This is a genomic window from Streptomyces sp. NPDC002328 (assembly GCF_042890065.1).
Lineage (GTDB): Bacteria > Actinomycetota > Actinomycetes > Streptomycetales > Streptomycetaceae > Streptomyces.
Genome location: NZ_JBIARQ010000001.1, coordinates 427725 through 454692 on the forward strand (window position 1 = coordinate 427725; position 26968 = coordinate 454692).

Consider the following 26968-nt stretch of genomic DNA (forward strand, 5'->3'; position numbering starts at 1 on the left):
AACGTTGCTGTGTGTCCTACTTTGACGCGGCCTCCGCCGCTCCCCTCCATCCCGTTGCCCGGCAGGCGCTGTTGGCTGCTCTGGATGAAGGGTGGGCCGATCCTTCGCGGTTGTATCGGGAAGGGCGGCGGGCTCGGTTGCTGCTGGACGCGGCTCGGGAGGCGGCGGCCGAGGCCGTGGGGTGCCGGGCGGACGAGTTGGTGTTCACCTCGTCCGGAACCCGTGCCGTGCACAGCGGGATCGCGGGGGCGCTGGCGGGTCGGCGGCGGGTCGGACGCCACCTGATCGTGTCCTCGGTCGAACATTCCTCGGTGCTCCATTCGGCGGAGGTGTTCGAGGCGGACGGCGGGACCGTGACGCGGGTTCCGGTGCGGCGGTCGGGGGCGGTGACCGTGGAGTCGTACGAGGAGGCGCTGCGCTCCGACACGGCGCTCGCCTGTCTCCAGTCCGCGAACCACGAGGTGGGGACCGAGCAGCCGGTGGCGGAGGTGGCCGAGGCGTGCCGGGCGGCGGGGGTGCCGTTGCTGGTGGACGCGGCGCAGTCGCTCGGGTGGGGGCCGGTGGCCGGGCCCTGGTCGCTGCTGACGGCGAGTGCGCACAAGTGGGGCGGGCCGTCGGGGGTCGGGCTGCTCGCGGTGCGCAAGGGGGTGCGGTTCGCGGCCCGGGGGCCGGTGGACGAGCGGGAGTCGGGGCGGGCGGCCGGGTTCGAGAACCTGCCGGCGATCGTCGCCGCGGCGGCCTCGCTGCGGGCGGTGCGGGCGGAGGCGGCCGCCGAGGCGGCGCGGCTGCGGGAGTTGACGGAGCGGATCCGGACCCGGGTGCCGGAGCTGGTGCCCGATGTGGAGGTGGTCGGCGATCCACGGCGGCGGCTGCCCGGGACCGTCACGTTCTCGTGTCTCTACGTCGACGGGGAGGCGCTGTTGCACGAGTTGGACCAGGAGGGGTTCTCCGTGTCGTCCGGCTCGTCCTGCACCAGCAGCACGCTGACGCCCAGCCATGTGCTGAGGGCGATGGGGGTGCTGAGCGAGGGCAATGTGCGGGTGTCGCTGCCGGCGGGGGCCGCGGAGGAGGACGTGGAACGGTTCCTCGCGGTGCTGCCGGGGGCGGTCGCGGGGGTGCGGGAGAAGCTGGGGGCGCCGTCCGCGCCGGCGGCCGTCCTGCGGGAGGACGAGCTGGTCGTCGACGCCCTCGGGAAGCGCTGCCCGATCCCCGTCATCGAACTGGCGAAGGTCATCGGGGACGTGCCCGTCGGCGGGACGGTGCGCGTCCTGTCCGACGACGAGGCCGCCCGCCTGGACATCCCGGCGTGGTGCGAGATGCGCGGCCAGGAGTACGCCGGCGAGGAGCCGGCGGACCGAGGCACGGCATACCTGGTTCGCCGGCTCTCCTGACGGGTGGGGTGACGGCGGGGGGCGACCGGGGTGGCCGGCCCGAAGGCTTGTTGGGTGGCTGAGCCGACTGAGCGATGTCAGCTGCGGTTCGGCAATACCGGGCAGGGGCGCGGGGCTGTATCGACATGCGGCTCCGCCGCGTGGGCGCGACCAGCCCCCACGCTGCCGCAGCAAACCGACGACCCCACCCGGCACCGCCGAGCCAGGCGCTCAGCCGAGATGCTTGCGCACCTCCGCCGCGGCCTCGTCGCCGTACGCCTGGGCGAACCGGTCCATGAAGTGGCCGCGGCGCAGCTGGTACTCCTGGGTGCCGACCGTCTCGATGACGAGGGTGGCCAGCATGCAGCCGATCTGGGCGGCGCGCTCCAGGGAGACGTTCCAGGCCAGGCCGGAGAGGAAGCCGGCGCGGAAGGCGTCGCCCACGCCGGTCGGGTCGGCCTTGCGCTCCTCGGCGGCGCAGCCGACCTCGATCGGGTTCTCGCCGGCCCGCTCGATGCGCACGCCGCGCGAGCCGAGGGTGGTGACGCGGTGGCCGACCCGGGCGAGGATCTCCTCGTCGCTCCAGCCGGTCTTGGACTCGATGAGGCCCTTCTCGTACTCGTTGGAGAAGAGGTACGTCGCGCCGTCCAGCAGTATCCGGATCTCCTCGCCGTTCATCCGGGCGATCTGCTGGGAGAAGTCGGCGGCGAAGGGGATGGACCGGGAGCGGCACTCCTCGGTGTGGCGGAGCATCGCCTCCGGGTCGTCGGCGCCGATCAAGACCAGGTCGAGGCCGCCGACGCGGTCGGCGACCGTCTTCAGCTCGATGAGGCGGGCCTCGCTCATCGCGCCGGTGTAGAACGAGCCGATCTGGTTGTGGTCGGAGTCCGTCGTGCACACGAAACGGGCGGTGTGCAGGGTCTCGGAGATACGGACCGAGTCGGTGTCGACGCCGTGCCGGTCCAGCCAGGCCCGGTACTCGTCGAAGTCGGAGCCCGCGGCGCCGACCAGGACCGGCTGGGTGCCCAGCTGGCCCATGCCGAAGGCGATGTTCGCGCCGACCCCGCCGCGCCGCACGTCCAACTTGTCGACCAGGAAGGAGAGCGAGACCGTGTGAAGCTGGTCCGCGACGAGCTGGTCGGCGAAGCGGCCGGGGAACGTCATGAGATGGTCGGTTGCGATGGAGCCGGTGACTGCGATGCGCACGGCGTGGACTCTCCTGTGGTGGGGAGCGGGATTGACAGTTCACGCTACCGGGTCGGCCGCCGCCACCGAAGCCTCAGAAACTACCCGATAGTAGATCTTTCTTCGCACGGTTCCCCGTGCGTACGGTGCCGCTATGACGAACCTCAAGGTCCACACGCCCGCACCGGCCGACCTGGACGGCGGCCTGGCCTCGCTGCGCGGCGACTGCGCGCGGATGGCCCCGCACTGGGCGGCCCCGGAGCGGATCGCCTCCCGGCCGGTGCCGCTCTCCCTGCTCCACGGGGTGACCGTGCCGGCGGCGTCGGCCCGCCTGCTGGAGGCGATGCCGGAGTACGGCAACTGAACCTGGTTTTCTTCGGTTGAGGCGCATGGGGGAACCGTGCGCTCCCCCGCTGCGTCCCATCGCTGTCCCTCGTAAAGGGGATGTGAGATACGACAGCAGCGCAGCAGCCGAAGGAGCGATGCGGTGAACACCGAGCGACCCGACAACGACGACGCCGCACGCGGGCCGGAGGACGGGACCACACCGGAGAAGAAGGAACCCGCCGACGGCGGCGCGGCGAAGGCCGCCCACGAGGGTGTCGCGGAAGACGCCGCCGAGGCAGCCGAGACCTCCGAGGCCGCCGAGGGTTCCGTGCAGGACACGGACGGCGAGGCGTCGGACGACACGGCGAAGGCCGCCGCGGAGCCCGAGGCGACGAAGCAGCAGCCCGAGGCCGCGAAGCACCCCGAGGCCGCGAAGGAGCCCGAAGTCTCCCCAGAGGCTGGGGCCACCAAGGAGCCCGAGGCCGCCGCGGAGGCCGTGACCGCCGCGGAGGCCGTGACCGCCGCGGAGGCCGCGACCACCTCGGAGCCCGGCCCCGGCCCCGGCGAGAAGACGCCCGCCGCCGCCCCCGCCGCCCCCGCCGCCCCCGACGTGCCCCCCGCCGCCTCCGGCGAGGACGTCACCGCCCAGGACGTGTCCGTAGGGGATGGGTTCGACGGTGAGGCCGATGAGCCTCGGCGGCGGCGGTCCCCCGCCGTGGTGGCCGCCGTCGCGGCCGCCGTGCTGCTCGTCGGCGGGGGCGGGGCCTTCCTCGCCGCCAACGCGGGCGGTGGGGGCGGGGAGTCGGGGGCCGGAGCGCCCTCGAAGGACGGGACTCCGCCGGCGCTCGTGCTGGACGACCACAGCGTGGCGACGAACCCCTCCGAGGGCGACAGCGGCGGCAACGGCATCGCGCCCGGTGAGCCCAACCCCTACGGGGTGGTCTACCGCGCCGACGGCACCCTCCCGGACGGTCCCGACTCCGCGCCCGTGTACTGGGCGAAGGGCGGGGTCACCGCGGGCGAGGTGGCCCGGCTGGCCGCCGCGCTAAGGGTCGAGGGGACTCCGGTCACCGAGGGACAGAGCTGGAAGGTCGGCGCCGGGACGGACGGCTCGGGTCCGGTGCTCCGGGTGGAGAAGCAGGCGCCCGGCCTGTGGTCGTTCAGCCGGTACGCCGCCGGCACCGACGCCTGCGAGGGCGGCGCGGCCGTCTGCACGCAGGGTTCCACGGCCGGGTCCCCGGTGAGCGAGGAGGCCGCGAAGAAGGCCGCCGCGCCGGTCCTGAAGGCCGTCGGCCAGGACGAGGCCAAGATCGACGCGAGCCAGGTCGTGGGCGCCCAGCGGATGGTGAACGCCGACGCCGCGTTCGGCGGTCTGCCCACCTACGGCTGGACCACCGGCGTCACCGTCAGCGGCCAGGGCGAGGTCGTCTCCGGGAACGGGCAGCTGAAGACGCCCGCCGAGGGGGACTCGTACCCGGTGCTGGGCGCGCAGGAGACGCTGGACCGGATGAACGCCGCGCCGGGCACGGGCCACCGGATGGGCATCGGGGGCTGCGCCACCTCGGCCCCGCTGGACGGCCGGCCGGAGGGCAAGGGGGACCGGCTGGAGAGCCCGTGCGCCCCGTCCACCGCCGTTCCGCAGAAGCAGACGCTGACGGTCCAGGACGCGGTGTTCGGGCTCGCCCCGCACTCCTCGGGCGGCCGGCAGGTGCTGGTGCCGTCCTGGCTGTTCGAGGTGCGGGGCGCCGCCGCCGGAGCCGGCACGTACACGGTGACGCATCCGGCCGTCGAGCCGGAGTTCCTGAGCGCGCCCCCGACGGCCGGCGCGTCCGACGCGCCGGGCTCGGACGCGAAGACCCATGACGTGAAGGTCGACGGCTACACCGCCGAGGGCCGGGAGCTGACGGTGAGCTTCACCGGCGGGGTCTGCGCCGACTATGCGGCGAAGGCGACCGAGAGCGGTGATCAGGTCAAGGTGACCGTGACGGCGACGCCGTGGCCGGACAAGGTCTGCATCAAGATCGCCAAGGTGTTCCAGAAGACCGTGCAGCTCGACGAGCCGCTGGGCGGCCGGAGCGTGGTGGGCTCGGACGGCAAGGCGGTCCCGCTGGAGAAGCCGGGAGCGCGGCTCCCGTAAGCCGGACGGCCCCGCGCAGGCGGGGTGAACGCGGAAGGCGGCGGCCCCGTCGGAGGGGGCCGCCGCCTTCACGTCGTTCCGGGACGGCTCAGCTGAAGGAGTCGCCGCAGGCGCAGGAGCCGGTCGCGTTCGGGTTGTCGATCGTGAAGCCCTGCTTCTCGATCGTGTCCACGAAGTCGATCGTGGCACCGCCCAGGTAGGGGGCGCTCATGCGGTCGGTGACGACCTTGACGCCGTCGAAGTCCTTCTCGACGTCGCCGTCGAGGGAACGCTCGTCGAAGAAGAGCTGGTAGCGCAGACCGGAGCAGCCGCCGGGCTGCACGGCCACGCGCAGGGCGAGGTCCTCACGGCCTTCCTGGTCGAGCAGGGCCTTGACCTTCGACGCGGCGGCGTCGGTCAGGATGATGCCGTCGGTGACGGTGCTGGTCTCGTCCGATACGGACATCTACATCTCTCCCGGGTTGTACGGAGACTGCTTGCCGACGGTTGCAACCGGCGGGGCCGCGGATTCATTCCGGGCCGAGGAACGTGTCTCCAGCTTCTTTGCTTCTTTTCCTCTTGTGGCCTCGTTCTGCCCTTCATGCTCGCACACACGCGTGGGAGCGAACAGCGTCCGCGGGCCGGACCAGGGATTCACGTCACATCGACGCAATGACCATCGTCAAAGTGACGTGAAGCGGGTTATCATAGATAACGTCAGTTCGACGAAAAGTAGAAAGGGTGCGTGTCGTGACCACCGCCCAGACCCCGGAGCTCGACGTACAGCCGAGTCCCCTCGCCCTGTTGCTGCTCGGCCGTGAGGCCGACCCGAAGAGCGAGCGGGGCGTCGAGTGCCCCGGCGACCTGCCCTCCCCGTCCGACCCGGACCTCGTGGAGCGGGCCCGCGCCGCCAAGGAGAAGCTCGGCGACAAGGTCTTCGTCCTCGGCCACCACTACCAGCGGGACGAAGTCATCCAGTTCGCCGACGTCACGGGCGACTCCTTCAAGCTGGCCCGGGACGCGGCCGCGCGCCCCGAGGCCGAGTACATCGTGTTCTGCGGTGTGCACTTCATGGCGGAGTCCGCGGACATCCTCACCTCCGACGACCAGAAGGTCGTGCTGCCCGACCTCGCCGCCGGCTGCTCCATGGCCGACATGGCGACGGCCGAGCAGGTCGCCGAGTGCTGGGACGTGCTGACCGAGGCCGGCGTCGCCGAGCAGGTCGTGCCCGTGTCGTACATGAACTCCTCCGCCGACATCAAGGCGTTCACCGGCAAGCACGGCGGCACCATCTGCACCTCCTCCAACGCCCAGCGGGCGCTGGAGTGGGCCTTCGAGCAGGGCGAGAAGATCCTGTTCCTGCCCGACCAGCACCTGGGCCGCAACACCGCCGTCCGCGACCTGGGCATGTCCCTGGAGGACTGCGTCCTGTACAACCCCCACAAGCCGAACGGCGGGCTCACCGCCGAGCAGCTGCGGGACGCGAAGATGATCCTGTGGCGGGGCCACTGCTCGGTGCACGGCCGCTTCAGCCTCCAGTCGGTGGAGGACGTGCGCGCCCGCATACCCGGCGTGAACGTGCTCGTCCACCCGGAGTGCCGGCACGAGGTCGTGGCGGCGGCGGACTACGTCGGCTCGACCGAGTACATCATCAAGGCGCTGGAGGCGGCCCCGGCCGGCTCCAAGTGGGCCATCGGCACCGAGCTGAACCTCGTGCGCCGGCTGGCGAACCGTTTCGCGCCCGAGGGCAAGGAGATCGTCTTCCTCGACCGCACGGTCTGCTTCTGCTCGACCATGAACCGCATCGACCTGCCCCACCTGGTGTGGACCCTGGAGTCCCTGGCCGAGGGCAAGCTGGTCAACCGCATCGAGGTCGACCCGGAGACGGAGGCGTTCGCGAAGCTGGCGCTGGAGCGGATGCTGGCGCTGCCGTAGGCGGGTGCGCGGCGCGGGCGTCGGAGCGGTCGCTCACTCCGGCGCCTCGCGGCGCGGGTCGTCCGGGTCGAGGGTGAACAGCGTGCCGTCGGGAGTGGACACCACCAGCGCCCCCTCGTCGAAGAACACCCGCGACGAGACGGAGCCCGAGTAGTTGCCGATCCGCCCGGCGCGTGGGAGGGACTCCCACAGCAGACTGCCGTCGCCGACGTCGAGGGCCGCCACGCGTCCGCCGGCGCCGGCCGTGTACACGGTCTCCCCCTGGTCGCCGGCGACCGGGCGGCCGGGCTGCTCCACGGTCGTCGCGGTCTGCCAGAGCCGCCGGCCGGTCGTGGGCGACAGGGCCGTCACCCGGCCGTTGCCGGCCGCGAACGACAGCACTCCGTGCGCCAGAGCCGGCCTTCCCTGGGGTGCGCCCTCCAGCGGCACCGTCCGCCGGGCCCCGGTGGCGGGGTCGATCAGCACCGCCTCGGTGTACGCCTGCTCCTCGTAGCCCGTCAGCTCACGGTCGCGGAAGCCCACGAGGACCAACCGGTCGTCGGCCGTGCCCACGTAGACGCCGTCGAACGCGAAGGTCGTCACCGTCCGGGTGCTGCCGTCCGCCGGGTCGAAGGCGGCGACGACGATCCGGCTGCCCTCGCCGCCGTCCCCGTCGCGGTCGAAGCACATGGCGTACGGGCGGCCCTCGACCTCGTTCAACCCGCAGTCGTAGGCACCGGGCAGGGCAGCGGTCCAGCGTTCCGTGCCGTCGCTCGCCGAGCGGGCGGTGACCCGGGATCCGTCGGCCGGGACGAGCAGCAGATCGCCGACACGGATCGGCTCGAAGGACGACGAACGGTCCGCCGTACGGGACCACAGCCGTCGGCCGCTGTCCGCGGCAAGGCCGACGACGCTGAACGTCTGGTCGTTCCCCGCGGCGTTCATGACCGACTGGCTCACCAGCACCACACCGTCCCGCGCCGCGATGACCGAGCTCGCGTAGCGCTTCGCGGGGACCCCGGGGGGCACCGAGTCGGCCCGCCAGAGCGTCTCGCCGGTCCGCGCGTCCACCCGGACGGGGAGGGTGCCGTCGCCGCCGCAGTACAGAGCGCCCTCGCTCAGCGCGCAGGACGGCGACACGCCCGACGGCACGTCGCCCGCGTCCGCCGGTGCCGTCACGACACCGGCGGCGGCTCGGTCGTGGACCGTCGACTGCCAGGGACTCCACCCCGGCGGCAGGGCCCCCCACCGGGATTCCTCGGCGGCCTCCCCGCCGCCCCCGCCGCCCTTCAGCGGCCCGAGGGCGAGATAGACGGCGAGAGCGACGGCGAGCACCCCGGCAACCCCGGCCAGGCCGAGCAACCGCCCACGCCCACGCCGCCTGACGGCCGCCCCGGCGGCGACCGGGGCGAGGGGCGCCCCGGCGACTTCGGCGAGGACCGGCACTGGGACGGGCGCGGCGTCGGGCGCGGCGGCCGGGGCGGCGACCTGCGCGGCGTCGGGCGCAGCGACCGGCGGGGCGGCCGAGGCGGCGGGCGGGGTAGCCGAGGCGGCGGCCGGGGCGGCTGTGGGCGGGGCGGCCCCGGCGGCCGGCGGGGCGGTCGAGGCGGCGGGCGCGGCGGCCGAGGCAGCGTCAGGCGCGGCAGCCGGCGGGGCCGCCGAGGCGGCGACGTGCGCGGCGTCGGGCGCGGCGTCGGGCGCGGCGTCGGGCGCGGCGACCGAGGAGGCGGCGGCTGACGCGGGCAGGGCGGCCCCGGCGGCTGGCGGGGCCGCTGTGGGCGGGGCGGCGGTAGACGCGGCGGGGGGCGGGGCGGGGGTTGTGTCGGGGCCTGGGCGGCGCTGGGCCACCGTTGCCTCGTCCTGTGGCGACTCGCCGGGCAGGACGACCGCGAACGCCTTCAACAGCTCGTCCAGCCCCGGCCGTTCCTCGGGGGACTTGGCCAGACAGCCGGCGACGACCTCGCTCAGCGAGGACGGCAGGCGCGTCAGATCCGGTTCGTCGTTCAGCACCCGGTACGCCGTCAGATACGGGCTGTGCGCGTCGAAGGGGCCCCGGCCGGTCGCCGCGTAGGTCAGGAGCGCGCCGAGGGAGAACACGTCCGAGGGCGGACCGGCCGAGCGGGCGTCGGTGAGCTGTTCCGGGGACATGAACGGCGGGGTGCCGATCATGTGGCCGGTCTCGGTCAGCGTCTGGTTCTCCGCCGCGCGCGAGATGCCGAAGTCGATGACGCGGGGCCCGTCTTCAGCCATCAGGACGTTCGCCGGCTTGAGGTCGCGGTGGACGACCCCGGCCCGGTGGATCTCCCGCAGCGCCTCCACGAGTCCCAGCGCGAGCCGCCGCAACTCCGCACCCGTCAGCGGTCCTTCGTCCCGGATCCGGGCGGCGAGCGACGGGAAGGGCACGTACTGGGTGGCCATCCAGGGCCGTACGGCCTCCGGGTCGGCGTCCACGACGGGCGCGGTGAAAGCGCCGCTCACCCGCCGGACGGCCTCGATCTCCTGGCGGAACCGGGTCCGGAAGACGGCGTCCTCGGCGTACTGCGCGTGCACCACCTTGACGGCGACCTCGCGCCCCGATCTGGACCGGGCGCGGTAGACCACGCCCATCCCGCCGGCGCCGAGCCGGTCGACGATCCGGTACCCGCCGAGCGACTTCGGGTCCTCCTTGTGCAGCGCCACCGCCCCGATCCCCCTTCCCCCGCAGAGCAGTTCCCGCTCACAGGATAGGAAACCCCGCGGGAGGAAGGGACATCGGCGCGGCGGGCGTCAGACTCCGGCCGGCTCCGGGGTCTTCTCGGGCTCGGCCGCCCCCCGCTTCGCCGCGCGCTTGTCCGCCCGGCGCTCCTTGCGCAGTTCGAGCATCGCGTAGAGCGTCGGGACGAGGAGCAGCGTGAGCAGGGTCGAGGTGACCAGGCCGCCGATCACGACCACCGCCAGCGGCTGGGCGATGAAGCCGCCCTCGCCGGTGACGCCCAACGCCATGGGCAGCAGCGCGAAGATGGTCGCCAGCGCGGTCATCAGGATGGGGCGCAGCCGGTGCCGGCCGCCCTCGACCACGGCCTCGACGACGCCGTAACCCTGTTCGCGGTACTGGTTGATGAGGTCGATCAGGACGATCGCGTTGGTCACCACGATGCCGATCAGCATCAGCATGCCGATCATCGCCGGGACGCCCATCGGGGTGCCGGTGGCGAGCAGCAGACCGATCGCGCCCGTCGCCGCGAACGGGATGGACACCAGCAGGATCAGCGGCTGGGCCAGCGAGCGGAAGGTCGCCACCAGCAGCATGAACACGATCGCGATCGCCGCCAGCATCGCCAGGCCGAGGTTCGCGAACGCGTCGTCCTGGTCCTGCGAGACGCCGCCGATCTCCGCCGTCGCGCCCGCCGGGAGCTTCAGCGCGTCCAGCTTCGCCGTGAGGTCCGCGCTCACCGCGCCCGTGTTGTCGCCGGTGGGACGGGCGGTGACGGTCGCCGCCCGCCGGCCGTCGATGCGGGTCATGGACACCGGGCCGTCCGCCAGTTCGACGGTGGCGATGTCGCCGAGCTTCACCGCGCCCAGCGGCAGGGCCTTGAGCTGCGCCAGTGTGCGGGCGGGCTTCGCGGAGGTGATGACGACGTCGCGCTCGGCGTCGTCGAGGACCGCCTTCGCCGCCGTCGTGCCGCGCACCGCCTGCGCGACCGCCGCGCCCAGCGTCTGGTCGTCGAAACCGGCCGCCGCGGCCTGGGAGTTGGCCTTGACCGAGATGCGCGGCACGCTCTGCGACAGGTCGCTGGTGACGTCGGTGACGTCGTCGAGGCCGGCCACCGCGGAGCGGACCTGCTCGGCCGCCGTGCGCAGCACCTCGGCGTCGGCCGCCTTCACCACCACGGACAGGTCCTGGCTGCCGAAGCCGTCGCCGGCGGCGACGGTGGTGACGCCGATGCCCTTCAGCCCGGCGAGGCCCTTCTCGACGCGGTCCTGGACGTCCTTGTAGGACGCCGAGTCCTCCAGCATCACCTGGTAGGAGGCCTGGTTGGTGTCCGTGCCGCCGCCGAAGGCCGCCATGAACCCGGAGGAGCCGACGGTGACCTGGTAGTCCTTCACGCCCTCGACGCCGGCGAGCAGCTTCTCGACCTTCTTCGCCTGGACGTCCGTCGCCGCGAGGCTGGTACCGGGCGCCAGCTCCTGCTTGACCGTCAGGACCTGCTGCTCGCCCTGGTCGAAGAAGTTGGTCTTGAGCAGCGGCGCCATGGCGAAGGTGCCGATCAGGACGACGACCGCGATGGCCACGCTGGTCAGCCGGCGCCGGGTGGCGAAGCGCAGGACGGGGACGTAGACGCGCTGGAGACGGCTCTTGGCCTCCTTCTCCTCGGCGGCGCGGCGGGCCTCCTCGGCGTCCTCGGGGGTGCCCTTGGGGGCGCGCAGGAACCAGTACGACAGGACCGGGACGACCGTCAGCGAGACCAGGAGGGAGGCCAGCAGGGCCGCCGTCACGGTGAGGCTGAACGAGCCGAACAGCGCGCCCACCATGCCGCCGACCAGCCCGATCGGCAGGAACACGGCGACGGTGGTGAGGGTGGAGGAGGTGACCGCGCCGGCCACCTCGCGGACCGCGGTGATGATCGCCGACTGGCGCTCCTCGCCGTAGCCGAGGTGGCGCTTGATGTTCTCCAGGACGACGATCGAGTCGTCGACGACCCGGCCGATCGCGATGGTCAGCGCGCCCAGGGTCAGCATGTTGAGGGAGAGGTCGCGGGTCCACAGCACGATCAGGGCGAGGACCACGGACAGCGGGATCGACACCGCCGTCACCAGCGTCGAGCGGATCGACGCCAGGAAGACCAGGATGACGAGGACCGCGAAGAGCAGACCGAGCGCGCCCTCCGTGGTCAGGCCCTCGATGGCCTTGGAGACGGCCGGGCCCTGGTCGCTGACGACCGTGATCGACGCGCCGGAGCCGAGGTCCTGGCGCAGACCGGGCAGCTTGTCCTCGACCGCTTCGGAGATGGCGACCGCGCTGCCGTCGTGGTCCATGGTGAGGGCGACGGAGAGGCTGGGCCTGCCGTCGGTGCGGGTGAGGGAGTCGGCCTCGGCCTCGCGCTGGGCGACCGCGGCGACGTCGCCGAGCCGGACCGGCTTGCGGCCCGCCACGCCCGGGATCGCCAGGTTCCGGATCTGCTCCAGGGAGGTGTAGCCGCCGCCGACGCGGACGGTGCGGTTGGCGCCGGCCTCGTCGAAGGAGCCGGCCGGGACGGTCGCGCCGCCCGCCTGGAGTGCCTGGGCGAGGGCCTGCCCGGTCAGCCCGGCCGCCGCGAGCTTCGCGTCGTCGGGGGTGACGGTGACCCGAAGGTCGCGCACGCCGTCGACGGTGACCTGGCCGACGCCGTCGATGTCGCGCAGGGCGGGCACGACGGTCGTGTCGAGCTGGTCGGCCAGGGCCTGCTGGTCCTTGCCGGAGGTGACGGCGAGGACCACGGTCGGCATGTCGTCCGTGGAGCCGGCCACGACCTGCGGGTCGACGGAGTCCGGGAGCTGGACGCGGGCCCGGTTGACGGCCTGCTGGACGTCGGCGACGAGCTGCTCGGTGTCGTTGCCGTAGTCGAAGGAGGCCATGATCACGGCGTTGCCCTCGCTCGCCGTGGAGGTGACGCCGGTGATGCCGTCGACGCCTTCGAGGTTGTCCTCGATCGGCTCGATCACCTGCTTCTCGACGACGTCCGGGGCGGCCCCCTGGTAGGGCGCGAGGACGGACACCATCGGAAGCTCGATGGTGGGCAGCAGCTGCTGTTTCAGCTGCGGAATGGCGATCGCGCCGAACACGAGCGCGACGATGGACACGAGGCCTATGAGGGCCCGTTGCGCGAGGCTGAATCGCGACAGCCAGGACATGGGTCAGGGTCTCTCTTCTATCGAGCGGCTCTGTGAGCGGCAGAGGCACGGAACGCACGGGAGCGGCCCGCCCCTACACCCTGATCCATCCGGGACGGCTGATCGGTAAGCCCCAGGGCGGTTTCCTTATCCGGCGCATACTCCGGGCGCAGTACGGCCGGGCCGGCTCAGTCCACCCTCGGGCGTACCAGCCCGGACTCGTACGCGATCACCACGAGCTGGGCCCGGTCGCGGGCGCCCAGTTTGGCCATGGCCCGGTTGACGTGCGTCTTCACGGTCAGCGGGCTGACCTCCAGACGTTCGGCGATCTCGTCGTTGGAGTGGCCGCCGGCGACCTGGACGAGGACCTCGCGTTCGCGCACGGTGAGCGCGTCCAGCCGCTGGGCGCGGGCGGGGTCGCGGGCGTCGTCGCTGCCGCCCTGGGCGAGGAAGCGGGCGATCAGGCCCTTGGTGGCGGCCGGCGACAGCAGGGCCTCGCCCCCGGCGGCGACCCGGATGGCGCTCAGCAGCTCGTCCGGCTCGCTGCCCTTGCCGAGGAAGCCGGAGGCCCCGGCGCGCAGCGACTGCACCACGTAGTCGTCGACCTCGAAGGTCGTCAGGATCACCACGCGCACCTGGGCGAGCGTCGGGTCGGCGCTGATCAGACGGGTCGCGGCGAGTCCGTCGGTGCCGGGCATGCGGATGTCCATCAGGACGACGTCGGCGGCGCGCTCCTTCGCCAGCCGCACCGCCTCGGCGCCGTCGGAGGCCTCGCCGACCACCTCCATGTCGGGCTCGGAGTCGACGAGCACGCGGAAGGCGCTGCGCAGCAGCGCCTGGTCGTCGGCGAGCAGGACACGGATGGTCATACGAGATCCTCCTGGGCGGACGGTCGGGTCTCCAGCGGCAGGACGGCGTGGACGCGGAAGCCGCCTCCGTAGCGGGGGCCGGTGGTGAGGGCGCCGTGCAGGGCGGTGACGCGTTCGCGCATGCCGAGCAGGCCGTGGCCGCCGCCCTCCGCCGGCGGCGGGGCGTCGCCCGCGCCGTCGTCGAGGACGGTGACCTCGATACGGGGTCCGACGCGGACGACGCTGACCTCGGCCTTGGCGTCCGGCCCGGCGTGCTTCTGCACATTGGTCAGGGCCTCCTGGATCACCCGGTAGGCGGCCAGGTCGACGGCGGCGGGGAGCGTGGTGTCCTGGTCGGCGCGGGCGACCTCCACCTGGAGGCCGGCGTTGCGGAAGGTGCCGGCGAGTTCGTCGAGGCGGTCCAGGCCAGGGGCGGGCTCGGTCGGGGCCTCGGGGTCGCCGGACTGGCGCAGCAGGCCGACGGTGGCGCGCAGTTCGTTCAGCGCGGAGCGGCTGGCCTCGCGGACGTGCGCGAGGGCTTCCTTGGCCTGGTCGGGGCGCTTGTCCATGATGTGCGCGGCGACCCCGGCCTGGACGTTGACCAGGGCGATGTGGTGGGCGACGACGTCGTGCAGGTCCCGGGCGATGCGCAGGCGCTCCTCGGCGACCCGGCGGCGGGCCTCCTCCTCCCGGGTGCGTTCGGCGCGCTCGGCGCGGTCCCGGATGGCCTGGACGGCGGCGCGGCGGCTGCGGACGGCGTCGCCCGCGGTGGCGCCGATGCCGGTCCAGGCGAGGAGTCCCAGGTTCTCCTGGGCGTACCAGGGCAGCGGGCCGGCCAGCATGGCCGCGCCGGTGAGGACCGTCATCGTGAGCAGGCCGGCGCGCCAGGTGGTGGCGCGGTCGGTGGCGGCGGCGACGGTGAACAGGGCGACGACGGCGGACATCGCGACGGGGGCGCGGGGGTCGCCGGTGACGGACTCGACGAGGGAGAAGGTGCCGGTGAGCGCGAGGACCGTCATGGGGGCGCTGCGGCGCAAGACGAGGGCGGCTGCGCTGAGGGTCATCAGGAGCAGGCTCAGCGGGTCGGGGGTGCGGATGCTCCAGCTGACGCTGTGTTCGCCGTGGGGGTCCACGAAGGAGCCGGCCAGCATGCAGATCAGGACGCATGTGGCGAGGGTCGCGTCCGCGGCCAGGGGGTGGGCTTTCAGCTGGCGCTGGGCTCGGGCGAGGGGAGTCAAGGTGCGGTGCCTTTTCGAGTGACCGTCGCTGTAGTGGACGTTGCTGGGGGCTGCCGCCCCCAGGCCCCCGCTTCGGCCCTTGAGGGGCCTCGTCCTCAAACTCCCCCAGAGGGGGGACCCCAGACGGGCTGAAGTTACCGTGCCCGGCACCAGAAAAAGCGGGCCTCGGCCGGCTCAGCCCGGGATCAAGCCGTCGTCGGTCAGCATGTCCCGGACCTCCTCCAGGCTCGCGTCCGGGGCCGGGAGGATCAGATCCGAGGGTTCCAGGGTGTCGTCCGGGAGGGGGTCGCCGAGGGTGCGGACGGCGTTCAGGAGGGCGCCGAGGGTGCGGCGGAAGCCGTCGGCGTCGCCGCTCTCCATCTCCTTCAGCAGCTCGTCGTCCAGCTTGTCCAGCTCGGCCAAGCGGGAGTCGGCCAGCGTCCACTGGCCCTCCCCCATGATCCGTACGATCATGTCGCCCTCCTGAGGTGCCGGCCCCGGCGCCGGGCTACTGCTTGTCGAAGCGCGGGGTGTCCTGCGGCTGCTGCTGGGGCTGCGACTGGCTCGTGCCACCTTCGATGGCCTGCTGCCCGGCCGAGGAGCCGCCGGCCAGCTCGGCCTTCATGCGCTGGAGCTCCAGCTCTACATCCGTACCACCGGAGAGGCGGTCCAGCTCGGCCTGGAGGTCGTCCTTGGCCATGCCGGTGGGGTCGTCGAGGGCGCCGGAGGCGAGGAGTTCGTCGAGGGCGCCGGCGCGGGCCTGGAGCTGGGCGGTCTTGTCCTCGGCGCGCTGGATGGCCAGGCCGACGTCGCCCATCTCCTCGGAGATGCCGGAGAAGGCCTCGCCGATGCGGGTCTGGGCCTGGGCGGCGGTGTAGGTGGCCTTGATGGTCTCCTTCTTCGTGCGGAAGGCGTCGACCTTGGCCTGGAGACGCTGGGCCGCGAGGGTGAGCTTCTCCTCCTCGCCCTGGAGCGTCGCGTGCTGCGTCTCGAGGTCGGTGACCTGCTGCTGGAGGGCGGCGCGGCGGGAGAGCGCCTCGCGGGCGAGGTCCTCACGGCCCAGCGCGAGCGCCTTGCGGCCCTGGTCCTCCAGCTTGGAGGACTGCGACTGCAACTGGGTGAGCTGGAGTTCCAGCCGCTTGCGCGAGGTGGCCACGTCGGCGACGCCGCGGCGGACCTTCTGGAGGAGCTCCAACTGCTTCTGGTACGAGTAATCGAGGGTTTCGCGCGGGTCCTCGGCCCGGTCAAGGGCCTTGTTCGCCTTCGCGCGGAAGATCATCCCCATACGCTTCATCACACCGCTCATGGGCTTCGCGCGCCCCCTTCTGACGGACTCCAGCTCACAGGTCTGCGACAGAACCCACAGTACGGGCCCTGCATCTATTGACGCACTGTTCGGGGACGGATGCGCTCATCCCCAAGGACGACTGACCAAGGCCTTGCTCCGGCGTAAGGAGTAGGTGACCTTCAGGGTGAGCGACAGGTCATCGGGTGTCCCCTCTCACCCCGTCTCCGACCGGTCTGTCCCCACTACAGACGACCGGTGTTGCCGGATCGTTCCCCACGGAGCTGGGGTCCATGCCGGAGAAGCGCTTACCCTTGGGTTTTGTGTTCCGTAGCCGTGCCAAGGATGAGAAGGCAGCGCTCGCCGACAAGGCGTCGCCGACCGACTCCAGTCAGCCCCGCGACCCGCAGGCCCCCAAGGGCCGGCCCACGCCGAAGCGCAGTGTGGCCCAGTCCCAGCGCCGCAGCGTCGCCAACACCCCGATGACGCGCAAGGAGGCCGCCAAGCGGCAGCGTGACGATCGCCGCGCCCAGTTGGAGCGGCAGCGTCAGGCGCTGGCCGGCGGCGACGAGCGGTATCTGCCGGCCCGTGACAAGGGCCCGGTGCGCAGGTTCGCGCGCGACTTCGTCGACTCGCGGTTCAACGTGGCGGAGTTCTTCCTGCCCATGGCCGTGATCATCCTCGTGCTGAGCATGGTCCGGGTCGCCTCCCTCCAGAGCATCGCGCTGCTGCTGTGGCTCGTGGTGATCGTGCTCATCGTGCTGGACTCGATCGTCACCGGGTTCCGTCTGAAGAAGCAGCTCGCCGAGCGCTTCCCGGACGAGAACCGGCGCGGCGCGGTGGCCTACGCCCTCATGCGCTCGCTCCAGATGCGTCGGCTCCGGCTGCCCAAGCCGCAGCTCAAGCGCGGAGCGAAGCCCTGAGCGGTGCTTCGTTCTCCGGGGACGCGGCGCGGGCCTGGCTGAACACGCTGGGCGGACTGCGTGACGTGGTGCGGCAGGAGCTGGTGGCCCGGCAGCTCGACGAGCAGATAGCCGGGCGGTACCCGGTCGGGCAGCGGCTGCGGGTGCTCGACGTGGGGATGGGCCAGGGCACGCAGGCGCTGCGGCTGGCCCGGCTCGGTCACCGGGTGACGGGCCTGGAGCAGGACGCGACGATGATCGCCGCGGCCCGGGAGACCCTGTCGGGGGAGCCGGAGGGCATCCGGGAGCGGATGCGGATCATCGAGGGGGACGGCCGGGACACCGGTGTGCACTTCCTGCCGGGCAGTTTCGACATCGTGCTCTGCCACGGCGTGCTCATGTACGTGGCGGAGCCCGACCCGTTGCTGGCGGGACTGGCGCGGGTGCTGGCCCCGGGCGGGCTGCTGTCCCTCCTGGTCCGCAACGCCGACGCGCTCGCGCTGCGGCCCGGCCTGGCCGGCGACTGGGCGGGAACCCTGGCCGCCTTCGACACCGTCTCCTACCGCAACCGCCTCGGCCTGGACGTCCGGGCGGACCGGCTGGAGAGGCTGACGGCGACGCTCGCCGGCATCGGCGCGCCGCTTCATTCCTGGTACGGCGTACGGGTGTTCACGGACACCGCGGTGGACGGGGCGCAGGTCCCGGAGGACCTGGAGGCGCTGTTGGCCGCGGAGGAGCGGGCGGGGCGCACGGACCCGTACCGCCGGGTCGCGGCGCTGCTGCATCTGTGCGGGGTCCGGGGCTGAGCGAGGTCCGGGGCTGAGCGGGAGCCGGGGGGCGCGGCCGCTTCGCGGGTGAGCCCGGTGAGCCCGGGTGAGGTGGCCGCGGAACGGCCACCCCGCCCGGCTGGTGCCCTGCCGGTGTTCGGCGGGTGCTACGACTCGTCCGCGTGCAGGTTCATCGGGCCGTAGATCTCGGTGGCGTCCTCGAACAGCCGCACCTGGTCCGCGCCGCCTTCGAGCAGGGCCTTCCAGTGCTCCCCGATCCAGGACTCGGCGTCCCCCTGAGTGGTCCACTCCTCGGGCTGCACCGCGGGCTGGACCTCCGTGCCGTCGGCCTTCTCGAACCGCCACGTCCATGCCGCCATGTACACCTCCAACGTATGAGCACGAACAACGCGAGAGCCGGATCTTGGTCCGGCTCCTGCTCGCAGCCTAGTCGGATGCGCAAGACCAGCGGCGACAAGCGAAAATCGGTTCGTGGAAGTCACTCTGCTCGGAACCGGCGCCCCCGCGGGACTCCCCCGCCCCGACTGTCCGTGCGCGGTCTGCGCGACCTCGCTCGGCGCGGACGCGCGCGCGGCGACCTCCGTCCTCGTGGACGGCGCGCTGCTGCTGGACCTGACGCCGGGCGCGGCGTTCGCGGCGGCACGGGCGGGTCGTTCGCTGGGCGGGGTGCGGCAGGCGCTGCTGTCCCACCCGCACGACGGGCCCGCGGTGGAGGTGCCGGCCGGGCTGCCGCAGCCCGGACGGGTGCCGGACGGGCGGGAGTCGGCGCTGCTGACGGGGCATCGGGTGCGCGCGGTCGCGCTGGACGCGCCCGGCACCGGGTACGCGGTGACCGGGCCGGACGGGCAGCGGCTGCTGTATCTGCCGCCGGGCGGCGCGCCGGCCGGTCTGGAGGAGTCGGCGGACCCCGCCGAGCGCTACGACCTGGTCCTCGCGGACGTCGTGGGGCGGCCGGACGGGCTGGCGAAGCTGCGGGCGGTGGGGGCCGTCGGGCCGACGACGGACGTCGTGGCCGTCCATCTCGACCACGAGGCGCCGCCGGGCGCGGAGTCGCGGCGGCGGCTCGCGGCGGCGGGGGCGCGGACGGTGCCGGACGGGACGACGCTGACGGTGGGGGCGTACGAGAACGTGCCGGACGTGCCGCGGCGCACGCTGGTGCTGGGCGGGGCCCGGTCGGGCAAGTCGGTGGAGGCGGAACGGCGGCTGGAGTCCTTCCCCGACGTCCTGTACGTGGCGACCGGGGGGACGCGGGGCGGGGACGGGGAGTGGGCGGCCCGGGTCTCCCTGCACCGTGAGCGGCGGCCGGGGTCGTGGCGTACGGCGGAGACGTGCGACCTGGTGCCGCTGCTGGCGGCGGACGGGCCTCCGCTGCTGATCGACTGTCTCTCCCTGTGGCTGACGGACGCGATGGACTCCGTCGGGGCGTGGGACGACGCGGTGTGGGCGGGCGGGGGCGAACGGGAGCTGCGGGGGCGGGTGACGGAGCTGGCGGGGGCCCTGCGGGCGACCCGGCGGACGGTGGTGCTGGTCTCCAACGAGGTGGGATCGGGGATCGTGCCGGCGACGGCCTCCGGGCGCCGGTACCGGGACGAGCTGGGACGGCTGAACGCGGCGGCGGCGGGCGAGTGCGAGCAGGTGGTGCTGGTGGTGGCGGGACAGGCGCTGGTGTTGCGGGGGTAGCGGTGTCGCGGGGGGATTTCACCGGGGCGCGGAGGCCGCGGGGCTCCGGGCGATCACTCGGTAGGTGTTGGAGAAGCGGGTGTGGCGCAGGAGGGGGGAGAGGGTGTGGTCCAGGGCGGTGGCGGCGGTCAGGAGGGGGGCCGCCCCGCGGGCGTGCGGCAGGGAGAGGGAGAGGGCGGCCGTGAGGTCGTGGGGGACGTGTGCGGCGCTGCGGTCGGCCGTCACGATCGTGCAGCCCCGTGACTCCAGTTCGGCGCGGAGGTTGGCCAGCGGGAGGAGGTGCAGGTGGAGCGGCTGCCCGTGCGGCGCCCACCACTTGCCGAGGAGCGAGGCGAACGCGCTCTGCGGGTCGGGGAGTTCGAGGAGGAGGTGGCCGCCGGGGCGCAGCACGGTGAGGGCCGCGCGGAGTTCCTCCCGGGGGTCGGGCGTGTGCTCCAGGTGGTGCAGCATGCTGACGACGTCGTAGCGGCCCCGCAGGCGGGCGGTGATCGCGGGGGCCGTCAGCCGGCCGACGTGGGCCTCCTCCACCCGTCCGGCCTGCCGCGCCCGCTCCACCCGGGGCGTGAGGTCCAGGCCGTCGAACGACGTGTAGGTGAACAGCTCCTTCGCGGCCTGCGGGAACAGCGCGTGCCCGGTGCCGACGTCCAGCCAGCTCTCCGGCTCGGGGAACCGCAGCATCACCCGGGCGACGGACCTGAGGCGGCGCCGGCTGGTGCGGGCGGCGAGGACGCGGGCCGCCGGGCCCCGCGCGCGGCCCGCCTGCGGTTCGCGCCGGTAGAGGGCGAGGCCCTCCGGGGTCAGGCGCGGGTTCTGGAAGGCGTGCGCGCAGTCCCGGCACTCGTCGACGACGAACATCCCGGGCCGGCGGTGCAGCAGGTCGGGGGCGCGCAGCCGGGTGCGCAGACGTTTCGAGCCGCACCAGGGGCAGTCGTCGCGGCGCGGCTCGTGGATGGGCCTGGGGGGCATGAGCGGCTCCGGTGGGAGAAGCGGCGGGGCGACGCGGGTGACTGCGGCAATTCGTGGCAAACCGGAACGTATGGGATCGCCTTGCCGGGTGCAACGACGTCGCGGGGGTGTGGTGGCGGAGTGGCGCTGAAGCGTTCGATCGGTGCCGGTACTGTTCGGCGAATGAGCTCGCTGAATCTCGACGACTTCACCGACCTGATCGAGCGCCCCGACGGCGGGGTGCGCCGCGACGCGGAGGCGCGCCGGGAGCGTCAGATCGTGCCGCCCGGAGCGCTGGGACGCCTCGACGACCTGGGCGAGTGGCTCGCGGCGGCGCAGGGATCGGTGCCGGTGCGGCCGGTGGAGCGGCCTCGGGTGGTGCTGTTCGCCGGCGACCACGGGGTGGCCGGGCTGGGCGTCTCGGCGCGGCCCGCGGGCGGCGCGGCGCAGCTGGTGCGGGAGGTGCTGGAGGGCGGGCGTCCGGTGTCGGTGCTGGCGCGCCGGCTCGGGGTGCCGCTGCGGGTCGTGGACATGGCGCTGGACTGCGAGCCGGACGCGTTCCCCGAGGACGTCGTACGGCACAGGGTGCGGCGCGGCAGCGGCCGTATCGACGTCGAGGACGCGCTGACGCCCGAGGAGGCGGAGGCGGCGTTCCTGGCCGGGGTCGCGGTCGCCGACGAGGAGGCGGACTCCGGTACGGACCTGGTCGTGCTGGGCGATGTCAGCGTGGGCGGGACGACGGCGGCGGGCGTGCTGGTCGCGGCGTTGTGCGGGACGGACGCGTCGGTGGTGACCGGGCGGGGCGGCGAGGCGATCGACGACCTCGCCTGGATGCGCAAGTGCGCCGCCATCCGTGACGCGCTGCGGCGGGCCCGGCCGGTGCTGGGCGAGCAGCTGCAACTGCTGGCGACGGTCGGCGGGGCCGATCTGGCCGCCATGACGGGCTTTCTGCTCCAGTGCGCCGTAAGGAAGTTGCCCGTCGTGCTGGACGGGGTCGTGGCGGCGGCCTGCGCGCTCGTCGGCCAGCGGATCGCGTTCCGCGCGCCGGACTGGTGGCTGGCGGGCCAGCGCAGCGGCGAGCCGGGCCAGGCGAAGGCACTGGACCGGATGGCCCTGGAACCGCTCCTGGACCAGGGCGTGACGGTGGGCGAGGGCGCGGGCGCCCTCCTGGCGCTGCCCCTGGTGCAGGCCGCGGCGGCCCTCGCGGCGGAACTCCCGGAGAAGCCGGCCGCCCCCGCGGAGCGGGAGGCCTCGAAGGCGGACCCGGAGGAGGACTCGGAGAAGGAGCCGGAGAAGGACCCGGAGAGGGAGTCGCTCGAAGAGGGGTGACCGCGCGAGGTCACTTGTGGCTCGCCGGGCGCAGTTCCGGGTCCGGCTTGCCGCCGAGCCAGTTGCCGACGGCCCGGCTGGGACGGGACCAGCGGCGGTCGTGGTGGTAGGCGCGGAGAGCGGCCTTCGCGCGGGCCCGGGGGCGGTTGCGGTAGAAGCGGCGGGCCCAGGGGGAGCCGGGACGGGCCAGGCGCACGAGGCCGATCAGGGCGATGAACGGGACGATGACCCCGAAGATCGCCATCTTGGCCTTGCCCTTGGTCAGTGCGGCCAGGGCGACGAGGAAGTTGCCGCCGACGGTCGCGATCACGGTGCCGCGGTCCTGGAGTTCGTCGGCGCTCAGGTCGTTGACCCCGAAGGGCGAGAAGCCCACCAGCATCAGGCCGACGAGGGCCGCCGTCAGGACGACGGCCTCCACGCTCTGGCGGCCCGCCTCCGTCCAGTACACGTCGGCGAGGTGCAGCACCAGCGCGAACTCGTCGAGGACGAGCCCCGCGCCGACGCCGAAGACGACCGCGAAGGCCGCCGAGCCGAAGCCGTGCCGGCCGCTGGCCACCGCGCCGAAGCCGCCGAGGACGGTCAGCACCACGCCGGGGACGACGTGGTGGATGTGCAGGCCGCCCGCGCTGACGTTGCCGAACGGCCCTTTCCCCGCACGGATCAGACGGGTGACCATCCGGGTGACGGCGAAGGTCAGGACGAAGGCGGTGAGGGCGAGGAGCAGCGGGAGCTTGCCCGGCTCGACAATGTTCTGCTGCAACCAATCTCCCATATGCGCATTTTCGTCCCGGTCTTCCGGAGGCGCCCGTCCGACCGCCGGGTAACCTGCGCCGGTGTCCACACCCCCGCCGCCCCCGCCCCCCGCGCCGCCCCCACCCCCGTCGTCCCCGGCCTCCGTCCCCGACGGCCTCCGTTTCGCCTTCGGCACGCTGACCGCGCTGCCGGTCCGGGTGACCCGCTGGGACCGGGCGGCCGCGCGCGGGGGCATGACCGCCGCCCCGGCGGTCGGGCTGGTCGTCGGCGGCTGCGCGGCCGGGCTGGGACTCCTGGCGCTGCTCGCGGGCGCGGGCCCGCTGCTCGCCGCGGTCGCCTCCGCCGCCGTCCCCGCCGTCCTGACGCGCGGTCTGCACCTGGACGGGCTGGCCGACACCGCGGACGGCCTGGGCAGCGGGCGGCCCGCGCAGGACGCGCTGCGGATCATGAAGCAGTCGGACATCGGGCCGTTCGGCGTGCTCACCCTGGTCCTCGTCCTGCTCGCCCAGACCGCCGCGCTGGCGCAGCTCTACGGCGACTCCTGGGCGCGCGGCGCGACCGCGGCCCTCGTCTCGGCGGTCGCGGCCCGGCTGGCGCTCACCCTGGCCGCGCGCACCGGGGTGCCGGCCGCCCGGCCGGAGGGGCTGGGCGCGGCGGTCGCCGGGGTCGTCCCCGCGCGGGGTGCGGTGGCCGTCGTGGCCGTCTGCGTCGCCGCCGCGGCCGGCGCGGGCGCGCTCGCGGGCCCCTACGACGCCGTCCGCGCGGCCCTCGCGGTCGTCCTCGGCGTCGCCGCCGCCGAACTCCTGCTGCGCCACTGCGTCCGCCGCTTCGGCGGCGTCACCGGCGACGTGTTCGGCGGCCTCGCCGAGACGGCGGCCACGACGGCACTGGTGGTGCTCTGTCTGGGCTAGGGCTCGTGGTCGAACGGCCCCCCACGACTGTCCTGTTTGCCGTAGGTGGGGCGGCTCCCGGGGTGCGAGGATCGGCTCATGGCCATGACGCCACCGCCAGGTGAACACCCGCATGCATGAGCGAACGCACGCGCACGCGTAGGCTCATTGCGGGGTTCGCCCCACCGGTTCGCCGCGCCGGTGGGACACACCCCGGTGACGACCGCTCCCCCGGCCCGGATCTAGGGTCGGCCGTCGGGCCGGTCGACCCACCGCATTCGGCCACCGCAACTTCACATCGGAAGCGAGATTTCACCACCGTGACTGCTCTCACTCTCAGCACCGCCGCGGCGCCCGGCCTGCGGGCCGACGCGATCGTGATCGGTGTCGCCAAGGGCCCTGCCTCCGGGTCCGCGAACCTGGTCGTCGCCCCGGGCGCCGAGGCCGTGGACAAGGCCTACGACGGCCGGCTCGCCGCCGTCCTGGAGACCCTCGGCGCCACCGGCGCCGAGGGCGAGGTGACGAAGCTGCCCGCCCCCGCCGGCTTCAAGGCGCCGCTCGTGCTGGCGGTGGGTCTGGGCGGAGAGCCCGAGAAGGACGCCGCCTACGACGCCGAGGCGCTGCGCAGGGCGGCCGGTGTGGCCGCCCGCACCCTCACCGGGTCCAAGAAGGCCGCCTTCGCGCTGCCCGTGACGGACGCCGCCGACCTGGGCGCCGTCGCCGAGGGCGTCGGACTGGGCGCGTACTCCTTCGACACCTACAAGCAGAGCGCCAAGGACCCCAAGGCCAAGAACGGCAAGGCCCCGCTCGCCGAGGCCGTCCTCCTCGGCGGCAAGCCGCGCGACGCCGCCCACAAGGCGGCCCTCGCCCGCGCCACCGCCGTCACCGAGGAGCTCAACCGGGCCCGCGACCTGATCAACATGCCGCCGAACGACCTCAACCCCGAGGCGTTCGCGGCGGTCGCGCAGAGCGCGGCCAAGGAGAACGGCGTCAAGGTCCAGGTCCTCGACGAGAAGGCCCTCGTCAAGGGCGGCTACGGCGGCATCCTGGGCGTCGGCTCCGGCTCCGCGTCGGCCCCGCGCCTGGTGAAGCTGTCGTACACCTCCTCCAAGGCGAAGAAGCACCTCGCCTTCGTCGGCAAGGGCATCACCTACGACTCGGGCGGCATCTCGCTGAAGCCGGCCGGCCACAACGAGACGATGAAGTGCGACATGAGCGGTGCCGCGGCGGTCTTCGCGGCCGTCGTCGCCGTCGCGCGCCTCGGTCTCGAGGTCAACGTCACCGCCTGGCTGGCGCTGGCCGAGAACATGCCCTCCGGCTCCGCCACCCGCCCCGGCGACGTGCTGCGGATGTTCAGCGGCAAGACGGTCGAGGTGCTGAACACCGACGCCGAGGGACGGCTCGTGCTCGCCGACGCGCTGTGGGCGGCCTCGCAGGAGAAGCCCGACGCGATCGTGGACGTGGCGACCCTCACCGGCGCGATGATGCTGGCGCTGGGCAACCGCACGTTCGGGATCATGGCGAACGACGACGCGTTCCGCTCCGCGGTGTTCGAGGCGGCGGAGGAGGTCGGCGAGCCGGCCTGGCCGATGCCGCTGCCGGAGCACCTGCGCAAGGGCATGGACTCGGCCACCGCCGACATCGCGAACATGGGCGAGCGGATGGGCGGCGGGCTCGTCGCGGGGCTGTTCCTGCGGGAGTTCGTGGGCGAGGGGATCACCTGGGCGCACCTGGACATCGCCGGGCCGGCGTTCAACGAGGGCGGGCCCTTCGGGTACACGCCCAAGGGCGGGACCGGTACGGCTGTGCGGACACTTGTGCGGCTCGCTGAGCTGACCGCCGCGGGTGACTTGGGCTGACGCCCGCTTCTGGGACGCGGGGGACTGTGCGCCTCATCACTCGGGTCGACCCGTCGCGCGGCGGGTGCGGGCCGTGTGGGGCTGGTCGCGCAGTTGCCCGCGCCCCTTGGTGGGTGCCGTCGCCCTTGTCACAAGCGAGCGTGGGCGTCTCACACAGCAGCCCGGCGTCTCGTCCGTCTCCCACAAGTGCAAAGATGGGGCTCGGCAGGACAGGGCCCCCACCACAGGGCCGAAGAAAGAGCGGCCGGACACCAGCCGCCGGCGGTCAGCGACGACCGGCGCACGGCGCACATGCATGGAGGACGTGACGTGGCGAACGACGCCAGCACCGTTTTCGACCTAGTGATCCTCGGCGGCGGTAGCGGTGGTTACGCCGCGGCCCTGCGCGGGGCCCAGCTGGGCCTGGACGTCGCCCTGATCGAGAAGGACAAGGTCGGCGGCACCTGCCTGCACCGGGGTTGCATCCCCACCAAGGCCCTGCTGCACGCGGGCGAGATCGCCGACCAGGCCCGCGAGAGCGAGCAGTTCGGCGTCAAGGCCACCTTCGAGGGCATCGACATCGCCGGGGTCCACAAGTACAAGGACGGCGTCGTCTCCGGCCTGTACAAGGGGCTCCAGGGTCTTGTCGCCTCCCGGAAGGTGACGTACATCGAGGGCGAGGGCCGACTGTCCTCCCCCACCTCCGTCGACGTCGACGGCCGGCGGATCCAGGGCCGTCACGTGCTCCTCGCGACCGGCTCCGTGCCGAAGTCGCTGCCGGGCCTGGAGATCGACGGCGACCGGATCATCTCCTCCGACCACGCCCTCGTCCTGGACCGCGTGCCGAAGTCCGCGATCATCCTCGGCGGCGGCGTCATCGGCGTCGAGTTCGCCTCGGCGTGGAAGTCCTTCGGCGCGGACGTCACGGTGATCGAGGGTCTGAAGCACCTCGTCCCGGTCGAGGACGAGAACTCCTCGAAGCTCCTCGAGCGCGCGTTCCGCAAGCGCGGCATCAAGTTCAACCTCGGCACCTTCTTCTCCAAGGCCGAGTACACCCAGGACGGCGTCAAGGTCACCCTCGCCGACGGCAAGGAGTTCGAGGCCGAGGTCCTGCTCGTCGCCGTCGGCCGCGGCCCCGTCTCGCAGGGCCTCGGCTACGAGGAGCAGGGCGTCGCCATGGACCGCGGCTACGTCCTGGTCGACGAGTACATGCGCACCAACGTCCCGACCGTCTCCGCCGTCGGCGACCTGGTGCCCACGCTCCAGCTCGCGCACGTCGGCTTCGCCGAAGGCATCCTGGTGGCGGAGCGCCTGGCCGGTCTGAAGACCGTCCCGATCGACTACGACGGTGTCCCGCGGGTGACGTACTGCCACCCGGAGGTCGCCTCCGTCGGCATCACCGAGGCCAAGGCCAAGGAGATCTACGGCGCGGACAAGGTCGTCGCTCTGAAGTACAACCTGGCGGGCAACGGCAAGAGCAAGATCCTCCAGACCGCGGGCGAGATCAAGCTCGTCCAGGTCAAGGACGGCGCCGTGGTCGGCGTCCACATGGTCGGCGACCGTATGGGCGAGCAGGTCGGCGAGGCCCAGCTGATCTACAACTGGGAGGCGCTGCCGGCCGAGGTCGCCCAGCTCGTCCACGCCCACCCGACGCAGAACGAGGCCCTCGGCGAGGCCCACCTGGCCCTGGCGGGCAAGCCGCTGCACGCGCACGACTGACCGACCCTCGGT

General features: G+C 73.3%; 22 protein-coding genes. 11 read left to right on the top strand and 11 right to left on the bottom strand.

Annotation, left to right across the window (positions count from 1 at the left end; all coding sequences use genetic code 11):
• The first annotated feature begins 11 nt into the window (after positions 1–11).
• Positions 12–1391, top strand: a complete 1380-nt coding sequence (locus ACFYX4_RS01955) for a cysteine desulfurase/sulfurtransferase TusA family protein (RefSeq protein WP_389324215.1) — start codon at positions 12–14, stop codon at positions 1389–1391.
• 210 nt (positions 1392–1601) lie between these two features.
• Here ACFYX4_RS01955 and ACFYX4_RS01960 read toward each other — a convergent pair whose 3' ends face one another.
• On the bottom strand, positions 1602–2576 hold the full coding sequence (locus ACFYX4_RS01960) for a carbohydrate kinase family protein (protein WP_389324218.1): 975 nt from the start codon (positions 2574–2576) through the stop codon (positions 1602–1604).
• 133 nt (positions 2577–2709) lie between these two features.
• On the opposite strand from ACFYX4_RS01960, the gene ACFYX4_RS01965 reads away from it, so the two are divergent.
• Together ACFYX4_RS01965 and ACFYX4_RS01970 are read left to right on the top strand one after the other, a co-directional pair.
• Entirely contained in the window at positions 2710–2919 is a 210-nt protein-coding gene (locus ACFYX4_RS01965; protein ID WP_389324221.1) for a hypothetical protein, read from the top strand.
• A gap of 123 nt (positions 2920–3042) precedes the next feature.
• Positions 3043–5019 (top strand): hypothetical protein, encoded by a 1977-nt coding sequence (locus tag ACFYX4_RS01970; RefSeq protein ID WP_389324224.1) that lies wholly within the window; start codon positions 3043–3045, stop codon positions 5017–5019.
• Between the two features lie 88 nt (positions 5020–5107).
• Here ACFYX4_RS01970 and erpA read toward each other — a convergent pair whose 3' ends face one another.
• Positions 5108–5464, bottom strand: a complete 357-nt coding sequence (gene erpA / locus ACFYX4_RS01975; RefSeq protein WP_389324227.1) for an iron-sulfur cluster insertion protein ErpA — start codon at positions 5462–5464, stop codon at positions 5108–5110.
• Between the two features lie 284 nt (positions 5465–5748).
• Between erpA and nadA the strand changes: the two genes are divergently transcribed.
• Positions 5749–6933 (top strand): quinolinate synthase NadA, encoded by a 1185-nt coding sequence (gene nadA, locus ACFYX4_RS01980; protein ID WP_389324230.1) that lies wholly within the window; start codon positions 5749–5751, stop codon positions 6931–6933.
• A gap of 33 nt (positions 6934–6966) precedes the next feature.
• Here the strand turns inward: nadA and ACFYX4_RS01985 are convergent, their stop codons facing one another.
• The 6 genes from ACFYX4_RS01985 to ACFYX4_RS02010 form a co-directional block, all read right to left on the bottom strand.
• Complete coding sequence (locus ACFYX4_RS01985) at positions 6967–9591, bottom strand: serine/threonine-protein kinase (protein WP_389324233.1); 2625 nt, start codon at positions 9589–9591, stop codon at positions 6967–6969.
• Between the two features lie 87 nt (positions 9592–9678).
• On the bottom strand, positions 9679–12783 hold the full coding sequence (locus ACFYX4_RS01990; RefSeq protein WP_389324236.1) for an efflux RND transporter permease subunit: 3105 nt from the start codon (positions 12781–12783) through the stop codon (positions 9679–9681).
• A gap of 167 nt (positions 12784–12950) precedes the next feature.
• On the bottom strand, positions 12951–13631 hold the full coding sequence (locus ACFYX4_RS01995) for a response regulator (protein ID WP_389324239.1): 681 nt from the start codon (positions 13629–13631) through the stop codon (positions 12951–12953).
• Complete coding sequence (locus ACFYX4_RS02000; RefSeq protein WP_389324242.1) at positions 13628–14848, bottom strand: sensor histidine kinase; 1221 nt, start codon at positions 14846–14848, stop codon at positions 13628–13630. Before ACFYX4_RS02000 ends, ACFYX4_RS01995 begins: the two co-directional genes overlap by 4 nt.
• 174 nt (positions 14849–15022) lie before the next feature.
• On the bottom strand, positions 15023–15301 hold the full coding sequence (locus tag ACFYX4_RS02005) for a hypothetical protein (RefSeq protein WP_389324245.1): 279 nt from the start codon (positions 15299–15301) through the stop codon (positions 15023–15025).
• A gap of 34 nt (positions 15302–15335) precedes the next feature.
• Positions 15336–16133 carry a PspA/IM30 family protein gene (locus ACFYX4_RS02010; protein WP_389324248.1) on the bottom strand — a complete coding sequence of 266 codons (798 nt, stop codon included), beginning with the start codon at positions 16131–16133 and terminating at the stop codon, positions 15336–15338.
• Positions 16134–16405: 272 nt separating this feature from the next.
• Here ACFYX4_RS02010 and ACFYX4_RS02015 point away from each other — a divergent pair, with 272 nt between their 5' ends.
• Together ACFYX4_RS02015 and ACFYX4_RS02020 are read left to right on the top strand one after the other, a co-directional pair.
• Entirely contained in the window at positions 16406–17035 is a 630-nt protein-coding gene (locus tag ACFYX4_RS02015; RefSeq protein ID WP_389324251.1) for a DUF3043 domain-containing protein, read from the top strand.
• A gap of 83 nt (positions 17036–17118) precedes the next feature.
• Entirely contained in the window at positions 17119–17820 is a 702-nt protein-coding gene (locus tag ACFYX4_RS02020; protein ID WP_389326671.1) for a methyltransferase domain-containing protein, read from the top strand.
• A gap of 128 nt (positions 17821–17948) precedes the next feature.
• Here ACFYX4_RS02020 and ACFYX4_RS02025 read toward each other — a convergent pair whose 3' ends face one another.
• The gene (locus ACFYX4_RS02025; RefSeq protein ID WP_389324253.1) at positions 17949–18161 is read right to left on the bottom strand and encodes a hypothetical protein; all 213 of its coding nucleotides are present in this window, start codon (positions 18159–18161) and stop codon (positions 17949–17951) included.
• Positions 18162–18273: 112 nt separating this feature from the next.
• On the opposite strand from ACFYX4_RS02025, the gene ACFYX4_RS02030 reads away from it, so the two are divergent.
• Positions 18274–19482 carry a bifunctional adenosylcobinamide kinase/adenosylcobinamide-phosphate guanylyltransferase gene (locus ACFYX4_RS02030; RefSeq protein ID WP_389324256.1) on the top strand — a complete coding sequence of 403 codons (1209 nt, stop codon included), beginning with the start codon at positions 18274–18276 and terminating at the stop codon, positions 19480–19482.
• An 18-nt stretch (positions 19483–19500) separates the two neighbouring features.
• Here the strand turns inward: ACFYX4_RS02030 and ACFYX4_RS02035 are convergent, their stop codons facing one another.
• Entirely contained in the window at positions 19501–20448 is a 948-nt protein-coding gene (locus ACFYX4_RS02035; RefSeq protein ID WP_389324259.1) for a class I SAM-dependent methyltransferase, read from the bottom strand.
• A gap of 162 nt (positions 20449–20610) precedes the next feature.
• On the opposite strand from ACFYX4_RS02035, the gene cobT reads away from it, so the two are divergent.
• Positions 20611–21756, top strand: coding sequence for a nicotinate-nucleotide--dimethylbenzimidazole phosphoribosyltransferase (gene cobT, locus ACFYX4_RS02040; protein WP_389324262.1), 1146 nt, complete (start codon positions 20611–20613; stop codon positions 21754–21756).
• Between the two features lie 10 nt (positions 21757–21766).
• On the opposite strand, the gene ACFYX4_RS02045 is transcribed toward cobT, so the two are convergent.
• Complete coding sequence (locus tag ACFYX4_RS02045; RefSeq protein ID WP_389324265.1) at positions 21767–22528, bottom strand: hypothetical protein; 762 nt, start codon at positions 22526–22528, stop codon at positions 21767–21769.
• A 61-nt stretch (positions 22529–22589) separates the two neighbouring features.
• Here ACFYX4_RS02045 and ACFYX4_RS02050 point away from each other — a divergent pair, with 61 nt between their 5' ends.
• The 3 genes from ACFYX4_RS02050 to lpdA all read left to right on the top strand — a co-directional run bounded on the left by ACFYX4_RS02050 (position 22590) and on the right by lpdA (position 26956).
• Positions 22590–23420 carry an adenosylcobinamide-GDP ribazoletransferase gene (locus tag ACFYX4_RS02050; protein WP_389324268.1) on the top strand — a complete coding sequence of 277 codons (831 nt, stop codon included), beginning with the start codon at positions 22590–22592 and terminating at the stop codon, positions 23418–23420.
• A 299-nt stretch (positions 23421–23719) separates the two neighbouring features.
• The gene (locus tag ACFYX4_RS02055; protein WP_389324271.1) at positions 23720–25258 is read left to right on the top strand and encodes a leucyl aminopeptidase; all 1539 of its coding nucleotides are present in this window, start codon (positions 23720–23722) and stop codon (positions 25256–25258) included.
• 309 nt (positions 25259–25567) lie between these two features.
• Complete coding sequence (lpdA, locus tag ACFYX4_RS02060; RefSeq protein ID WP_389324274.1) at positions 25568–26956, top strand: dihydrolipoyl dehydrogenase; 1389 nt, start codon at positions 25568–25570, stop codon at positions 26954–26956.
• Positions 26957–26968 lie beyond the last annotated feature (12 nt).